17 protein-coding genes are annotated in these 13236 nt (G+C 71.6%); 10 read left to right on the top strand and 7 right to left on the bottom strand.

The annotated features are described in order from the left end of the window. Positions 1–196 precede the first annotated feature (196 nt). Positions 197–1603, top strand: coding sequence for an NAD-dependent malic enzyme (locus ABD327_RS05865; protein ID WP_344449134.1), 1407 nt, complete (start codon positions 197–199; stop codon positions 1601–1603). A 7-nt stretch (positions 1604–1610) separates the two neighbouring features. Here the strand turns inward: ABD327_RS05865 and ABD327_RS05860 are convergent, their stop codons facing one another. From ABD327_RS05860 to ABD327_RS05845, 4 genes are all read right to left on the bottom strand, one after another. Further along, entirely contained in the window at positions 1611–2558 is a 948-nt protein-coding gene (locus tag ABD327_RS05860; protein WP_344449133.1) for a zinc metalloprotease, read from the bottom strand. Between the two features lie 103 nt (positions 2559–2661). Continuing rightward, positions 2662–2898: a DUF3039 domain-containing protein gene (locus ABD327_RS05855; protein WP_425547074.1), complete on the bottom strand. Its 237-nt coding sequence runs from the start codon at positions 2896–2898 to the stop codon at positions 2662–2664. Positions 2899–2947: 49 nt separating this feature from the next. Beyond that, positions 2948–3532 (bottom strand): YqgE/AlgH family protein, encoded by a 585-nt coding sequence (locus ABD327_RS05850; protein WP_344449130.1) that lies wholly within the window; start codon positions 3530–3532, stop codon positions 2948–2950. Positions 3533–3646: 114 nt separating this feature from the next. Next, positions 3647–4072: a hypothetical protein gene (locus tag ABD327_RS05845; protein WP_344449129.1), complete on the bottom strand. Its 426-nt coding sequence runs from the start codon at positions 4070–4072 to the stop codon at positions 3647–3649. Here ABD327_RS05845 and ABD327_RS05840 point away from each other — a divergent pair. The 3 genes from ABD327_RS05840 to ABD327_RS05830 all read left to right on the top strand — a co-directional run bounded on the left by ABD327_RS05840 (position 4062) and on the right by ABD327_RS05830 (position 7066). Next, positions 4062–4466 carry a hypothetical protein gene (locus ABD327_RS05840; protein ID WP_344449128.1) on the top strand — a complete coding sequence of 135 codons (405 nt, stop codon included), beginning with the start codon at positions 4062–4064 and terminating at the stop codon, positions 4464–4466. The genes ABD327_RS05845 and ABD327_RS05840 overlap by 11 nt on opposite strands. Before the next feature lie 18 nt (positions 4467–4484). Next, a complete protein-coding gene (locus ABD327_RS05835; RefSeq protein ID WP_344449127.1) occupies positions 4485–5243 on the top strand; it encodes a hypothetical protein in 759 nt (252 codons plus the stop codon). Between the two features lie 89 nt (positions 5244–5332). Then, positions 5333–7066, top strand: coding sequence for a DEAD/DEAH box helicase (locus ABD327_RS05830; RefSeq protein WP_344449195.1), 1734 nt, complete (start codon positions 5333–5335; stop codon positions 7064–7066). 91 nt (positions 7067–7157) lie between these two features. Here ABD327_RS05830 and ABD327_RS05825 read toward each other — a convergent pair whose 3' ends face one another. Then, on the bottom strand, positions 7158–7748 hold the full coding sequence (locus ABD327_RS05825; RefSeq protein ID WP_344449126.1) for an isochorismatase family protein: 591 nt from the start codon (positions 7746–7748) through the stop codon (positions 7158–7160). Between the two features lie 27 nt (positions 7749–7775). Continuing rightward, a complete protein-coding gene (locus ABD327_RS05820) occupies positions 7776–9101 on the bottom strand; it encodes a nicotinate phosphoribosyltransferase (protein ID WP_344449125.1) in 1326 nt (441 codons plus the stop codon). Positions 9102–9173: 72 nt separating this feature from the next. Here ABD327_RS05820 and clpS point away from each other — a divergent pair, with 72 nt between their 5' ends. The 5 genes from clpS to ABD327_RS05795 all read left to right on the top strand — a co-directional run bounded on the left by clpS (position 9174) and on the right by ABD327_RS05795 (position 11820). Then, complete coding sequence (clpS, locus tag ABD327_RS05815; RefSeq protein WP_344449124.1) at positions 9174–9464, top strand: ATP-dependent Clp protease adapter ClpS; 291 nt, start codon at positions 9174–9176, stop codon at positions 9462–9464. Further along, on the top strand, positions 9464–9997 hold the full coding sequence (locus ABD327_RS05810; protein WP_344449123.1) for a DUF2017 domain-containing protein: 534 nt from the start codon (positions 9464–9466) through the stop codon (positions 9995–9997). The genes clpS and ABD327_RS05810 overlap by 1 nt, the downstream gene beginning before the upstream one ends. Before the next feature lie 45 nt (positions 9998–10042). Next, the gene (locus ABD327_RS05805) at positions 10043–10465 is read left to right on the top strand and encodes a M67 family metallopeptidase (RefSeq protein WP_344449122.1); all 423 of its coding nucleotides are present in this window, start codon (positions 10043–10045) and stop codon (positions 10463–10465) included. Positions 10466–10596: 131 nt separating this feature from the next. Then, a complete protein-coding gene (locus ABD327_RS05800) occupies positions 10597–10869 on the top strand; it encodes a MoaD/ThiS family protein (protein WP_344449194.1) in 273 nt (90 codons plus the stop codon). Between the two features lie 3 nt (positions 10870–10872). After that, a complete protein-coding gene (locus ABD327_RS05795) occupies positions 10873–11820 on the top strand; it encodes a PLP-dependent cysteine synthase family protein (protein WP_344449121.1) in 948 nt (315 codons plus the stop codon). An 84-nt stretch (positions 11821–11904) separates the two neighbouring features. On the opposite strand, the gene ABD327_RS05790 is transcribed toward ABD327_RS05795, so the two are convergent. Continuing rightward, positions 11905–12240, bottom strand: a complete 336-nt coding sequence (locus tag ABD327_RS05790) for a ribosomal protein L7/L12 (protein WP_344449120.1) — start codon at positions 12238–12240, stop codon at positions 11905–11907. A gap of 136 nt (positions 12241–12376) precedes the next feature. On the opposite strand from ABD327_RS05790, the gene ABD327_RS05785 reads away from it, so the two are divergent. Further along, entirely contained in the window at positions 12377–13189 is an 813-nt protein-coding gene (locus ABD327_RS05785; RefSeq protein WP_344449119.1) for a thioesterase family protein, read from the top strand. Positions 13190–13236 lie beyond the last annotated feature (47 nt).

The following is a 13236-nucleotide window of genomic DNA, read 5'->3' as shown; positions in this document are numbered from 1 at the left end:
CTTCCCGGAGCGGCGCCGAATTGCAAGACGGCGCCGCTCTGAATCAGTTCCTTTCTGAGCCGTTTGGAAATTTCGTCGCTTCTTTCATCCCGGTGGTCGGGGGGCGCCGCGTTCGGGCGTATCCTCGAGACAGCCCCCGGCATGTGTCAGAAGCCATGTCAGGGCTCTCGTCTTTCTCGAGTTGAGGAGATTCCCCGTGGCCACCGCGCCGAGCGTGTCGTATTCGATCACCGTCCGCCTCGAGGTCCCCGCCGGAGGCAAGGCCGTCAGCGGGATCACCCACCACGTGGAGCACGCGGGCGGCGTGGTGACCGCGCTGGACGTGAACACGGCGGCGACGGACACGCTGCGCATCGACGTCACCATCGCCACCCGCGACACCGAGCACGCCGAGGCGATCGTCGGGGTGCTGGAGTCGATCGACGGGGTGAAGGTGCACAAGGTCTCCGACCGCACCTTCCTCATGCACCTCGGCGGCAAGATCGAGATGCAGTCCAAGGTCCCGCTGCGCAACCGCGAGGAACTCTCGATGGCCTACACCCCGGGCGTGGCCCGGGTCTCGCTGGCGATCGCGCGCAACAAGGAGGACGCCCGCCGGCTGACGATCAAGCGCAACAGCGTCGCGGTGGTCACCGACGGCTCGGCCGTGCTGGGCCTGGGCAACATCGGCCCGGAGGCCGCCATGCCGGTCATGGAGGGCAAGGCCGCGCTGTTCAAGCGCTTCGCCGGGATCGACGCCTGGCCGATCTGCCTGGACACCCAGGACACCGACGAGATCGTGCGGATCGTCCAGTGCATCGCCCCCGGCTTCGGCGGCATCAACCTGGAGGACATCTCCGCGCCGCGCTGCTTCGAGATCGAGGCGAGGCTGCGGGAGCTGCTGGACATCCCGGTCTTCCACGACGACCAGCACGGCACCGCGATCTGCGTGCTGGCGGCGCTCACCAACGCGCTGCGGGTCGTCCGCAAGGACCTGGGCGAGGTCCGGATCGCGATGGCGGGCGCGGGCGCGGCGGGCAGCGCCATCCTCAAGCTGCTGCTGCACGCCGGGGCGAAGAACGTCATCGTCTGCGACATGCACGGCTCCGTCCACCGGGGCCGCGAAGGCATGGACGGCTCGCTGCGGTGGATCGCCGAGCACACCAACGCCGAGGGCTACGACGGCGACCTCAAGGGCGCGGTCAAGGGCGCGGACGTCTTCGTCGGAGTCTCGGCGCCCGGCATCCTCACCGGCGACGACGTCGCGGGCATGGCCCCGGACGCGATCGTGTTCGCGCTGGCCAACCCCGAGCCGGAGGTCAGCCCGGACGACGCCCGGGAGCACGCCGCCGTGGTCGCCACCGGCCGCAGCGACTACCCGAACCAGATCAACAACGTGCTGGCCTTCCCCGGGGTCTTCCGCGGGCTGCTGGACGCCCAGGCCGACGTGATCAACCTGGACATGCTGGTGGCCGCCGCCCAGGCGCTGGCCGAGGTGGTCACCGACGCCGAGCTCGGTCCCAACTACATCGTCCCCAGCGTCTTCCACCCCGACGTCACCACGGCCGTCGCGGCCGCCGTGCGGGAGGCCGCGGGCGGCCGGAAGACCTACGACGAGGAGTGACGGCCCGTCAGGCGGCGGGAGCCGCGGGCGCCGGCGAGACCCCGGCCTGGGGCGACCTGCGGGCGAGCTCCGCGGCCGCCGCCGCGGTGGAGGTCCTGCGGTAGGCCTGCCAGCTGCGCTGGATCCGGGACGCCTGGCCGGGGGTGAACTCGCTCATGCAGTCGTCCCACGAGTAGTTCATGAAGTTGTGCACCGGGTCGAGCCCGGCCGCCGTGCAGGTGTCCTTGCCCTTGGGGCAGCCCTCGGTGGGGGTCGCCTCGTCGGGGGTGTCCTCGACGCCGTCTCCGGGGGAGCCGCAGCCGTTCTCGAAGGTGTGGAACAGGCCGAGCCAGTGGCCGACCTCGTGGACCGCGGTGTAGCCGAGGCTGAAGTGCGGGAAGGGGCCGCCGGGCAGGCTGCGGTGGTCGATGATCACGCCGTCCAGGATGGGCTCGGCCTTCTGCACCTCGGGGAAGGTGGAGTGGCCGAGCACCTCGGTGCCGACGGCGGCGCTGTAGAGGTTGAGGGTCTCCGGGCCGCCCTTGCGCAGCAGGATCTTGTAGTCGCGCTCGTGCCGGTGGGGCTGCTTGAACCAGGTGTCGTTCGCCAGCGTGTCGACGGACATCAGCCGGAACCGCACGCCGGTGTCAGCGCCGCCCGCCCTGCCGCCGTAGGCGTCGTTGAGGGTGGCGATCTGCCTGTCGACGCGGTCCCGGCCGGGGTGCCCCTTGCCGGCGGCGTCGGTGATCACGTGGAAGGCCACCGGGACGGTGAAGGTGGCGGGCGCCCGGCCGGGGACCCGCCGGTCCAGCGCGGTGATGCTCTTGGAGACGAAGAGCGGGTCGGTCGCGGGCGCGTCGCCCGCGAAGCGGGCCTGCCGGGCCGTGCTCCCGGGGGCGCAGCCGGTCTCGGAGCCCGCCTGCCCGGGCGCCGAGGCGGCGGTGGCGGAGGCCGCCACCGCCGTGATCGTGATCATGACCGCAACGCCTCGCCGCATCCGTCCCCCGACCTGCCGTGCGCTGAAGCTGAATTTGCAGGCAGGTTACATGATCACGACCGCGGCGGGCGGAGCGAAACGCTCACTCCTCGGAGTCGCCGGAGCTGAACCCCTCGTAGATCTCCTTGCATTCCGGGCAGACCGGAAACTTCTTCGGGTCGCGGTTGGGCACCCAGACCTTGCCGCACAGCGCGATCACCGGGGTGCCGGTGAGCGCGCTCTCGGTGATCTTGGCCTTCTTCACGTAGTGCGCGAAGCGCTCGTGGTCGCCGTCACCGTGGGACAGGTCCGGACGGACATCGGTGTCCGGCTTGATCATCGTTCCCGTGCCGCCCTGCCCGGGCTCGTAAGTCGGATCGCTCATCCGTTCAGTTTAGTGACGGATCCTCGGGATACGTCGCGACGAAGGCCAGGTCCCCTCCCTGCCTGCGCAGCACCGCCTTCCAGAGCTCCCCGGGCGCCTCGGCGAACACGTCGCCCGGCTCCGCGGTGAGCACGTACCAGCTGCCCTCCGCGATCTCTGACCGGAGCTGGCCAGGCCCCCATCCGGCGTAGCCGGCGAAGACCCGGAGGCCGTCGATGCCGTCGGCCAGCAGCGACGGGGGGCCGTCCAGATCGACCAGCCCGATGCGGGCCACCGCCGGAACGCCGTCCAGGGCCCGCCAGCCGAGCGGCTCGTCCGTGCCGGGCAGGCGGGCCAGCGCCAGGGCGCTGTCCATCCCCACCGGACCGCCCTGGAACACCACGTCAGGGCCGCTGGCCAGCCCGGCCCAGGGCGGCAGGATCTGCCCGACCGCGACCTCGGTGGGCCGGTTCAGCACCACGCCGAGGGTGCCCTCCTCGGGGCCGTGGTCGACGACGAGGACCACGCTGCGCCGGAAGTTGGGATCCGCCAGGATCGGGGTGGCCACCAAGAGACGGCCGGGCCGGATGTCGTCCTCCTGTTCCCGCATGGCCTCCATCATCGCCTGTCCGGAGGGGCCGCGGACACGCCGTGCGGAGAGCGGTGAGGGCATTGCGCCCACCGAACCGGGGCGTAACCGTCACAATGGGGGGTAAAGAAACGATCAAGCGATGCTCTCGGGAGGCGCGGGGATGCAGCCGGTCAGGGTGATCATTGCAGCGATCTTCTTCGTGATAGGAGCGCTGATCGTGATCCCCGCCTTCACGGGCGGGAACAGCACCTCGGACGCCTCCTCCACGACGGATCCCTCGCCCTCCGCGACGGGATCGCCCCCGACCGGGACTCCGCCGCCCGCCTCGGCGAGCCCGAGCCGCAGCGCCTCCCCCACGGCCGCGCCGACCACGAAGACGGCGACGCCGACGCCCACCAAGACGGCCACGCCGGCCCCCACGAAGACGACCCCGGTCCCGGGGCCCGCCACGAGCACGCCGGCCCCAGTCCCGACGACGTCCGCGCCGGCCGCGCGCCCGCTGACGGTGTCCTTCGGGAAGGTGGACTGCCCGAGCGACAGGGTGACGGTGAAGGTCACCAATGACACCGGGACGGGCCAGGGGTACGCCATCACCCGGAACGGCTCGATCGTGCTGGCCGACCGGCTGGGTCCGAACGCCTCGCGGTCGTCCTCGGTGAAGCTCACCGAGGACAAGAAAGTGGTCGTCCGGGTCACCCGCGACGGCGAGCCGCAGGCCGCCCGCACCTACCGTCTCAACTGCGCGAAGTCCGGGGCGGGCGCCTCGGAGAAGCCGAGTGGGCGGCCGGACGCCGCCGAGCGGCTGCCGAACACCGGATCCGACGAGACGGTGATGGCCGCCCGGATCGCCACCGGCGTCGCCTCGATGATCACAGGTGTGATCATCCTGTGGTGGGGCGGTCTGTGGCCGAGGCGTCGGGAGAACGTGTTCGGACGGGCCGATCGGGGGTAGTTCACCGAGAGTGATCGAGTGATCACTCTTCGGGAGGTGGGATCGGTGTTCGGGGAGTTGCTGGCCGCCATCCTGCCCGCCGATCTGGACGTCACCTTCAGCGGGGTGAGCTGTCCCGGCCGGATCGTGGCGGTCGTCATCGCCAACACCGGGACCGTCGACGAGCGGTACGCCCTGCGCGTCGACGGCAAGGTCCAGCGCACCGAGCTGGTCCCGGCGGGCACCACGGTGATCAGCCGGGTACGCCTGCCCGAGGACCGGACCACGGCCCTGGCCGTCCACACCGCGGGAGAGTCCGCCGGTTCGGCCCGCCGCACCGCCGACTGCTCCACCGCCACGGCCTTCCCGCCGCCGGCCAAGGGCGGCGCTCCCGGAGCCGGGCGGGAGACGGCGTCCGCGTCTCTCGAACCCAGGGCCGAGACCGCGTCCCCCGCGCCGCCCGCGTCCGAGAGAGGAGTCCCGGCTCCCAAGGGCGGGACCCCCGGCGTCCGGACGGGCTCGGCGGTCGCGGGGGAGAGGGCGCCCGGCCGCTCGGCCTCCGGGAACGGGTCGGTGAAGCGCGAGCCGAAGAAGGCCGCGAAGCGAAAGAAGAAGAACGTCTCGGCCGGGGCGAGGTGGAGGAGGGAGCAGCCGCAGACACTTCCGATGACGGGAATCTCCCCGGCGCTCGCGTTCACCGCGGCGGGCACGGCGGCCTCCGGAGGGATCCTGACCTGGTACGGACTGCTGTGGCCGCGACGCCGCCACCCCGCCTTCCCCTCGCGGCAGCGCTCATAATCGTGACGGTGCCCACCGCGTTCCAGGCGTGTCCTGTCGGCGGGCATCGGTAGCCTTTCAGGATCGTGAGTACCTTTGCCGCACCCGACATGCCCCCCGCCTTCCCGGAGCGGGCCGCCTGGGGAACCGCCGGATCGCTGCGCGCCTGGCAGCAGCAGGCGCTGGAGCTCTACTTCCAGGAGCCGCGGCGGGACTTCCTGACGGTCGCCACGCCCGGCGCGGGCAAGACGACCTTCGCCCTGCGCCTGGCCCGCGAACTGCTCGACCGCCGGGCGATCCAGGGCATCACCGTGGTCTGCCCGACCGAGCACCTCAAACGCCAGTGGGCCGAGTCGGCCGCCCGGGTCGGGATCAGGATCGATCCCGAGTTCACCAACGCCCAGGGCAAGACCGCCAAGGACTTCCACGGCGTCGCGGTCACCTACGCCACCGTCGCCGCCCGTCCCGCGCTGCACCGCAACCGCACCGAGGCGCGCAAGACGCTCATCGTCATGGACGAGGTCCACCACGCGGGCGACGGCCTGTCCTGGGGCGACGCGGTGCGCGAGGCGTTCGAGCCCGCGACCCGCAGGCTCGCCCTGTCGGGCACGCCGTTCCGCACCGACATCAACCCGATCCCCTTCGTCGAGTACGAGGAGGGGCCCGACGGCATCCGCCGCAGCCACGCCGACTACACCTACGGGTACGGTCCCGCGCTGGCCGACGGCGTCGTCCGCCCGGTCATGTTCATGGCCTACGCGGGGGAGATGCGCTGGCGCACCCGCGCGGGGGACGAGCTGACCGCCACGCTCGGCCAGCCGCTCACCCAGGACCAGACGTCGCAGGCGTGGCGCGCCGCGCTCGACCCCAAGGGCGACTGGATCCGCCAGGTCATCCAGGCCGCGGACAAGCGGCTCACCGAGATCCGCAAGGTGATGCCGGACGCCGGGGCGATGGTCATCGCCACCGACCACGAGGCGGCGCGCGCCTACGCCAAGATGATCCGCGGCATCACCGGGCAGGGCGCCACCATCGTGCTGTCCGACGACCCCGGGGCGAGCAAGAAGATCAAGAAGTTCGGCGAGTCGGACGACCGCTGGCTGTGCGCGGTCCGCATGGTCTCCGAGGGCGTCGACATCCCGCGCCTGGCCGTCGGCGTCTACGCCACCTCGACGGCCACGCCGCTGTTCTTCGCCCAGGCGATCGGACGCTTCGTGCGCGCCCGCAAGCGCGGCGAGACGGCCTCGGTCTTCCTGCCGAGCGTGCCCACCCTCATGGGCCACGCCGCCGAGCTGGAACGCGAGCGCGACCACGTCCTGGACCGCAAGCAGCGCGAGCAGGACGGCCTGGACGACGAGGCGCTGGAGCAGGCGAACCGCAAGAACGACGGCGCCGACCTGTCGGAGGAGATCCCCTTCGAGACGATGGAGGCCAGCGCGACCTTCGACCGGGTGCTGTTCGACGGCGGCGAGTTCGGCCTCCAGGCCGAGATCGGCTCGGCGGAGGAGGAGGACTTCCTCGGCATCCCCGGCCTGCTGGAGCCCGACCAGGTCGCCAAGCTCCTGCGCCAGCGCCAGGCCAGCCAGCTGGCCGCCCAGCGCAAGCGCGCCGCCCGCGAGGAGGAGCCGGCGAAGTCCACCACCGCCGCGGAGGACCTGCACGCCCTCCGCGCCGAGCTCAACGGCCTGGTCGGCGCCTGGAGCCACCGCACCGGCAAGCCCCACGGCGTCGTCCACACCGAGCTGCGCCAGGCCTGCGGCGGCCCCGCCATCCCCCAGGCCACCGCCGCCCAGGTCAAGAGCCGCATCGACAAGGTCCGCGAATGGGCGTCCAGAAGGAGCTGAACGGCCGTCCCCGCGCCTCGCGGCTTTCCGCGTGGCCCGGGGGAGCGCCTCCCCGGCGTGCCGGGGAGGCGGCGAGCAGCGTGATCCGGTCTTAAGAGTCCGAATCGCCGTCCGGGGAAGCGCCCCGGAGCAGGGTGACACCCGCGGCCCGCATCTCCTCGACGGCGTGTTCGGTGGTCGCGGGGGACACACCGACGGTGAGGTCCAGCAGGACGGTGGTGCTCAGGCCGGCGGCCGCGGCGTCCAGGGCCGTGGCGCGGACGCAGTGGTCGGTGGCGATACCGACGACGTCGACCTCGGTGACGCCGCGGGACCTCAGCCACTCCTCCAGCGTCTCGCCCTCGTGCGTCTCGCCCTCGAAACCGCTGTAGGCGGCGGTCCCGTGGCCCTTGCTGAACACCGCCTCGACGTGGTCGAGCTCCAGTTCCGGGTGGAAGCCCGCGCCCTCGGTGCCGATGACGCAGTGCGGGGGCCAGGAGGCGGCGTAGTCGGGCTCCTCGGAGAAGTGGTCGCCGGGGTCGTGGTGGAAGTCGCGGGTGGCCACCACGTGGGCGTACTCCTCCCGGCGGGCCGTCACGTGCCCGGAGATGGCGGAGGCGAGGGCCGCGCCGCCCTCGACCGCGAGGGAGCCTCCCTCGCAGAAGTCGTTCTGCACGTCCACGATGATCAAAGCTCGGCTCATGTTCGCTCCTGGTGCCGCGGGCGGGTCTCAGCGTTCGGCGAGGGTGGGCAGGGCCGGGTCGCCCTTGGTGAGATGGAGGGCGGTCGGGGGGAGTTCGGCGAGGGCGCGGCGGTGGCGTTCGCGGGCGGCCTCCAGCGGCTCGCGGCCGATGATCCGCCCGGCGGCCACCAGGGGGACCTGCAGGGGGCGGTCCTCGGTGCCGGGCTCGGGCGCCGGAGGCGAGGCGGAGACGAGCTCGGCCTGTGCCACGCCGTCCTGGAAGCGCCGGTGGGCGTGTTTGCGGCCGCCCGTACCGGATTTGCCGGGGGAGGCCTTGGCGACCGGCAGGAGGGCGCCTGAGACGTCCTCCCGCGCCACCAGCTTGTAGACGAGGGAGGCCGTGGGGGCTCCGGAGCCGGTGACCAGGGAGGTCCCCACGCCGTAGGAGTCGCAGGGCGCGGCGGCCAGGGCCGCGATGGCGTACTCGTCGAGGTCGCCGGTGACGACGAGCCGGGTGTCGCGGGCGCCGAGCCCGTCGAGTTGCCGGCGGACCTCCTCGGCGACGACGCGCAGGTCCCCGCTGTCGATGCGGACGGCGCCCAGCCGGGGGCCCGCGAGCTCGACGGCGGTGCGCACGGCCTCCGCCACGTCGTAGGTGTCGACGAGGAGGGTCGTGTCCTCCCCGGTGGCGGCGATCTGGGACCGGAAGGCCTGCCGCTCGTCGTCGTGCAGGAGCGTGAAGGCGTGCGCGGAGGTCCCGGCGGTGGGCACGCCGTGCACGCGGCCCGCCTCCAGGTTCGAGGTCGAGGCGAAGCCGCAGAGGTAGGCGACGCGCGCGGCGGCCACCGCCGCCTTCTCGTGGGTGCGGCGGGACCCCATCTCGATCAGCGGGCGGCCGCCGGCGGCCTGGACCATGCGGGAGGCCGCGGCCGCCACCGCGCAGTCGTGGTTGAAGATCGACAGCGCGAGGGTCTCCAGCAGGATCGTCTCGGCGAACGTCCCTTCCACCCGCAGGATGGGCGAGCCCGGAAAATAGCACTCGCCCTCGGCGTAACCCCAGATGTCCCCGCCGAACCGGAAGTCGTGCAGCCAGGCGGCGGTGTCGTCGTCGACGACGCCGTGGGAGGTGAGGAAGTCCAGCTCGGAAGCGCCGAACCGGAACCGCTCCAGCGCGTCGAGGAACCGTCCGGTGCCCGCCGCCACCCCGTACCGGCGGCCCTGCGGCAGACGCCGGGCGAACACCTCGAAGACGGAGTGCCGCGCCGCGGTGCCGTCGCGCAGGGCGGCCCGGAGCATGGTGAGTTCATAATGATCAGTGAGCAGTGCGGTGCTCACACCCGTGTCCGCGGCGACGGCCGACCTCTGCGTTTCCACTCTTCGCAGACTACGGGTAGGGATGCCTCCGGCCGCGCCCGGTAGGTTCGACAACGAGGGAGGGAGAATCCGATGACCAGCGCGCCCGCCACAGTCCAGAGGCCTGATGCGGACGAGGAGACCCGTCCTGATCTGCCGTGGCTGACCATCGTCTGGAACGACCCCGTCAACCTGATGTCGTACGTCACCTACGTCTTCCAGACGGTGTTCGGGTTCGCCAGGGAGAAGGCGGAGAAGCTGATGCTGGACGTGCACCACAAGGGCAGGGCCGTCGTCGACTCCGGGACGAGGGAGGAGATGGAACGCAATGTCGAGGTGCTCCATTCCTACGGGCTGTGGGCGACAGTGAAGCGGGACGACTGATGGGCAGCGGTTTCAGGAAGGGCTCCGGGAACGTCCGCATGTCGCTGGAGCGGATGGAGAAGGCCGTGCTGGCCAACCTCATCACCCAGCTGCGGCGGTTGCTGGACGAACTGCCCAAGGGCGACCCCGGCCTGGCCGAGCTGGGCATCTCCGAGAGCACCGAGGCCCCCGGCGACCCGGTGCTGGCCAGGCTCTTCCCCGACGGCTACCGCGAGGACGGCGAGGCGTCCGGGGAGTTCCGCCGCTACACCGAGGCGTCCCTGCGCGAGGGCAAGGACCGCGACTCCGAGCTCGCCCTGCGCACCCTCGGGGAGAGCGGCGACGTGCCGCTGGACACCGAGCAGGCGCAGGCGTGGCTGCGGGTGCTCAACGACCTGCGGCTGGCCCTGGGCACCCGGCTGGAGTTGTCGGAGGACGACCAGGACAGGTTCCGCGACCTCGACGAGGCCGACCCGGAGTACACCATGATCGTCACCTACGACTGGCTGACCCAGCTCCAGGACGGTCTGGTCCACTGCCTGTGGGGCGAGTGAGACGGGCGTCCGCCCGGCATGTTCCCCCTGGGTAATATGCGGCTCATGCTGACCATCACCCAGGAGATCGTCGACCAGATCACGGCGCACGCCCGCGCCGACCACCCGGACGAGGCCTGCGGCGTGGTGGCGGGGCCGGTCGGCAGCGACCGGCCCGAGCGCTTCGTCTCCATGGAGAACGCCGAGCGCTCGCCGACCTTCTACCGCTTCGACTCGCTCGAGCAGCTCAAGGTCTGGCGGGAGATGGACGACCGGGACGAGGAGCCGGTGGTCATCTACCACTCGCACACCGCGACCGAGGCCTACCCCTCCCGGACGGACGTGTCCTACGCCGCGGAGCCGGGCGCCCACTACGTGCTGGTCTCCACCCGGGAAGAGAATGAGACGGAATTCCGTTCCTACCGGATCGTGGACGGCGTCATCACGGAGGAAGAGGTGAAGATCGTCGAGGCCTACGAGTCCGCCTGACCCGAACCCGGGTAAACTCGGAGTCATGGTCCAGAGTTTCCTCTTCTCCCACTCGCGTGCCGAGGTCGTCTACGACTGTCGGTGACGCGCGTCCCCGAGCCGTAACGACTTTTTGAATGGAGATCACCGAGATGGCGATCGAGGTCCGGATCCCCACGATCCTGCGCAACCTCACCGACGGAGCCAAGTCCGTCGAAGGCAAGGGCGGCACCCTGGACGAGCTGTTCGGCGACCTGGACGCCCGCCACCCCGGGCTGCGGGGCCGCCTGGTCGACGAGAAGGGCCTGCGCCGTTTCGTCAACGTCTACCTGAACGACGAGGACGTCCGCTTCCTGGGAGGCCTGGACACCCAGGTGTCCGACGGCGACACGGTCACCGTCCTCCCGGCCGTCGCCGGCGGCTGAGCCGTGCGCTACGACTCCCTGCTGGACTCGGTGGGGCGGACCCCGCTGGTGGGCCTGCCCCGCCTGTCGCCGTCCCCCGAGGTCCGGCTGTGGGCCAAGCTGGAGGACCGCAACCCGACCGGCTCCATCAAGGACCGGCCCGCGTTGTGGATGGTGAACAAGGCCGAGAAGGACGGCGTGCTCACGCCCGGCTGCACGATCCTGGAGCCGACCTCGGGCAACACCGGGATCTCGCTGGCCATGGCCGCCAAGCTCAAGGGCTACCGGATCATCTGCGTGATGCCGGAGAACACCTCCGAGGAGCGCCGCCAGCTGCTGCGGATGTGGGGGGCGGAGATCATCCCCTCGCCCGCCGCGGGCGGTTCCAACGAGGCGGTCCGGGTGGCCAAGGGCCTGGCCGCCGAGAACCCCGACTGGGTCATGCTCTACCAGTACGGCAACGAGGCCAACGCGCTCGCGCACTACGAGTCGACCGGCCCCGAGCTGCTGGAGGACCTGCCGACGATCACGCACTTCGTGGCGGGCCTGGGCACCACCGGCACCCTGATGGGCACCGGGCGGTTCCTGCGCGAGCACGTCCCCGGAGTCAAGATCGTCGCCGCGGAGCCCCGGTACGGGGACTTGGTCTACGGGCTGCGCAACATCGACGAGGGCTTCGTGCCCGAGCTGTACGACGCGAGCGTCCTGACCACCCGCTTCTCGGTCACCTCCGGGGACGCGCTGCGCCGCACCCGCCAGCTGCTGGAGCAGGAGGGCATCTTCGCCGGCATCTCCACCGGCGCGTCGCTGCACGCGGCCCTGGGCATGGCCGCCAAGGCGGTCAAGGCCTCCGAGCGCGCCGACATCGCCTTCCCGGTCGCCGACGGCGGCTGGAAGTACCTGTCCACGGGCGCCTACCACGGCACCCTGGACGAGGCCGAGTCCGCGCTCGAAGGCCAGCTCTGGGCCTGATCCCTGACGAGCCGGGGGCGGGCGCGGCCCCCGGCTCGCGGAGCCGTCCCGGCTCCGGCGGGAGGCGTTCCGATCGAGCGCGGCTCAGTCGAGCACGCTGACGAACCTCTCGGCCTCGTGCCGTTGCATGCCGGTCTCCGCCTGGACCATCGCGACGGCCGAGGCGTGGTCTCCGGCGTCGCGCAGCGCCCGTACGCGCTCCGACAGCGGCATCCGCCCCTGCAAGGGCGGCTCGTACCCGCGCTCGATCGCCTCCGCCAGGTCCTTGGCGTCCTTGAGGCCGAGGCCGGTCCGCTCGCGCAGCAGCTTGATCGCGGGGATCTTCTTCTCCCGGGCGAGCAGGCGCCTGATCTCCGCGAGGAGTTCGGGGGTCAGGATGAGGGGCGGGGCGAACGGCTCGGGCCGCTTCTTGAAGATCAATCTCTCATCCGTTCCTCGTGGGGGCCGCGCGTTCAGGCTAACCGATCCGCCTCCGCCGGAAAGGGGGCCGGTAGGCTGCCCGCCGAACGCAGTTCGGTTCGGATTCCTGTATCTCTGTACCTTCATGGGGTGTGGCATGACGATTTTCAGCGAGGCGACGGCCGTCACCTCCCTGGGGGAGGGCCGTTACCGGGCCGGACTGGACGAGGCCTTCGGCTTCGAGACGAGACCCGGCGGCCCCGTCGTGCTGAACGGCGGCTACCTCATGGCCGTGCTGATGCGCGCCGCCGTCGCCGAGTCCTCGCACGCCCACCCCGTCTCCACCGCGGTGAACTTCCTGCGGCCGGGGCTGCCGGGCCCCGCCGAGGTCGTCGTCGAACGACGCAAGGACGGCCGGACCGCGTCGATGCTCCGCGCCTCGCTGGTGCAGAACGGCGAGGCGCTGCTGGACGCGCTGGTCACGACCGGCACGCTCGTCCCCGCCGCGAAGCCCGTCTACCTGGGCGAGGCCCCCGCGCCGATGCCCGCGCCCGAGGACTGCCCCACGCGCGGGCGGGAGCGCCCGAAGAAGGGCTTCCCCGCCAACGTGGACATGCGGTTCGACCCGGCGGTGATGGGCTGGCTGGACGGGAGCCCGACGGGCCGCCCGGAGATGCGGGCCCACGTGCGGCTGGCGGGCGGGGACCACCCGGACCCCTACGTCGTCGCGCTGGCCATCGATTCCCTGATCCCGGTGGTGACGAACGCGGGCTTCCCCGGCTGGTCGCCCACGGTGGAGCTGACCTGGCACCTGCGGACGCTGCCCGCGCCCGGATGGCTGACCGTGCACGGCACGGGACGTATGGTGAGCGAAGGGTGGTGTGACGAGGACGTGGAGGTCTGGGATGCCGCTGGAAATCTGGTCGCACAGAGCAGGCAGCTCGCACGCGCCGCACGTACTCGTGAGTAAGCATCGATGTATCGAGTGTCACACAATGTGTGAAGACGTCTTCGCAT

Origin of the sequence: Actinocorallia aurantiaca, assembly GCF_039533685.1 — a bacterium.
Lineage (GTDB): Bacteria > Actinomycetota > Actinomycetes > Streptosporangiales > Streptosporangiaceae > Actinocorallia > Actinocorallia aurantiaca.
The sequence above is the reverse complement of the archived record's forward strand: the minus strand, read 5'-3'. Positions and strand labels throughout refer to the sequence as shown.

Coding starts and splice junctions, on each gene's coding strand:
- ABD327_RS05860 (WP_344449133.1), bottom strand. CDS start 2,558: ATGATCACGATCACGGCGGTGGCGGCCTCCGCCACCGCCGCCTCGGCG.
- ABD327_RS05855 (WP_425547074.1), bottom strand. CDS start 2,898: ATGATCAAGCCGGACACCGATGTCCGTCCGGACCTGTCCCACGGTGAC.
- ABD327_RS05850 (WP_344449130.1), bottom strand. CDS start 3,532: ATGCGGGAACAGGAGGACGACATCCGGCCCGGCCGTCTCTTGGTGGCC.
- ABD327_RS05830 (WP_344449195.1), top strand. CDS start 5,333: ATGCCCCCCGCCTTCCCGGAGCGGGCCGCCTGGGGAACCGCCGGATCG.
- ABD327_RS05825 (WP_344449126.1), bottom strand. CDS start 7,748: ATGAGCCGAGCTTTGATCATCGTGGACGTGCAGAACGACTTCTGCGAG.
- clpS (WP_344449124.1), top strand. CDS start 9,174: ATGACCAGCGCGCCCGCCACAGTCCAGAGGCCTGATGCGGACGAGGAG.
- ABD327_RS05810 (WP_344449123.1), top strand. CDS start 9,464: ATGGGCAGCGGTTTCAGGAAGGGCTCCGGGAACGTCCGCATGTCGCTG.
- ABD327_RS05805 (WP_344449122.1), top strand. CDS start 10,043: ATGCTGACCATCACCCAGGAGATCGTCGACCAGATCACGGCGCACGCC.
- ABD327_RS05800 (WP_344449194.1), top strand. CDS start 10,597: ATGGCGATCGAGGTCCGGATCCCCACGATCCTGCGCAACCTCACCGAC.
- ABD327_RS05785 (WP_344449119.1), top strand. CDS start 12,377: ATGACGATTTTCAGCGAGGCGACGGCCGTCACCTCCCTGGGGGAGGGC.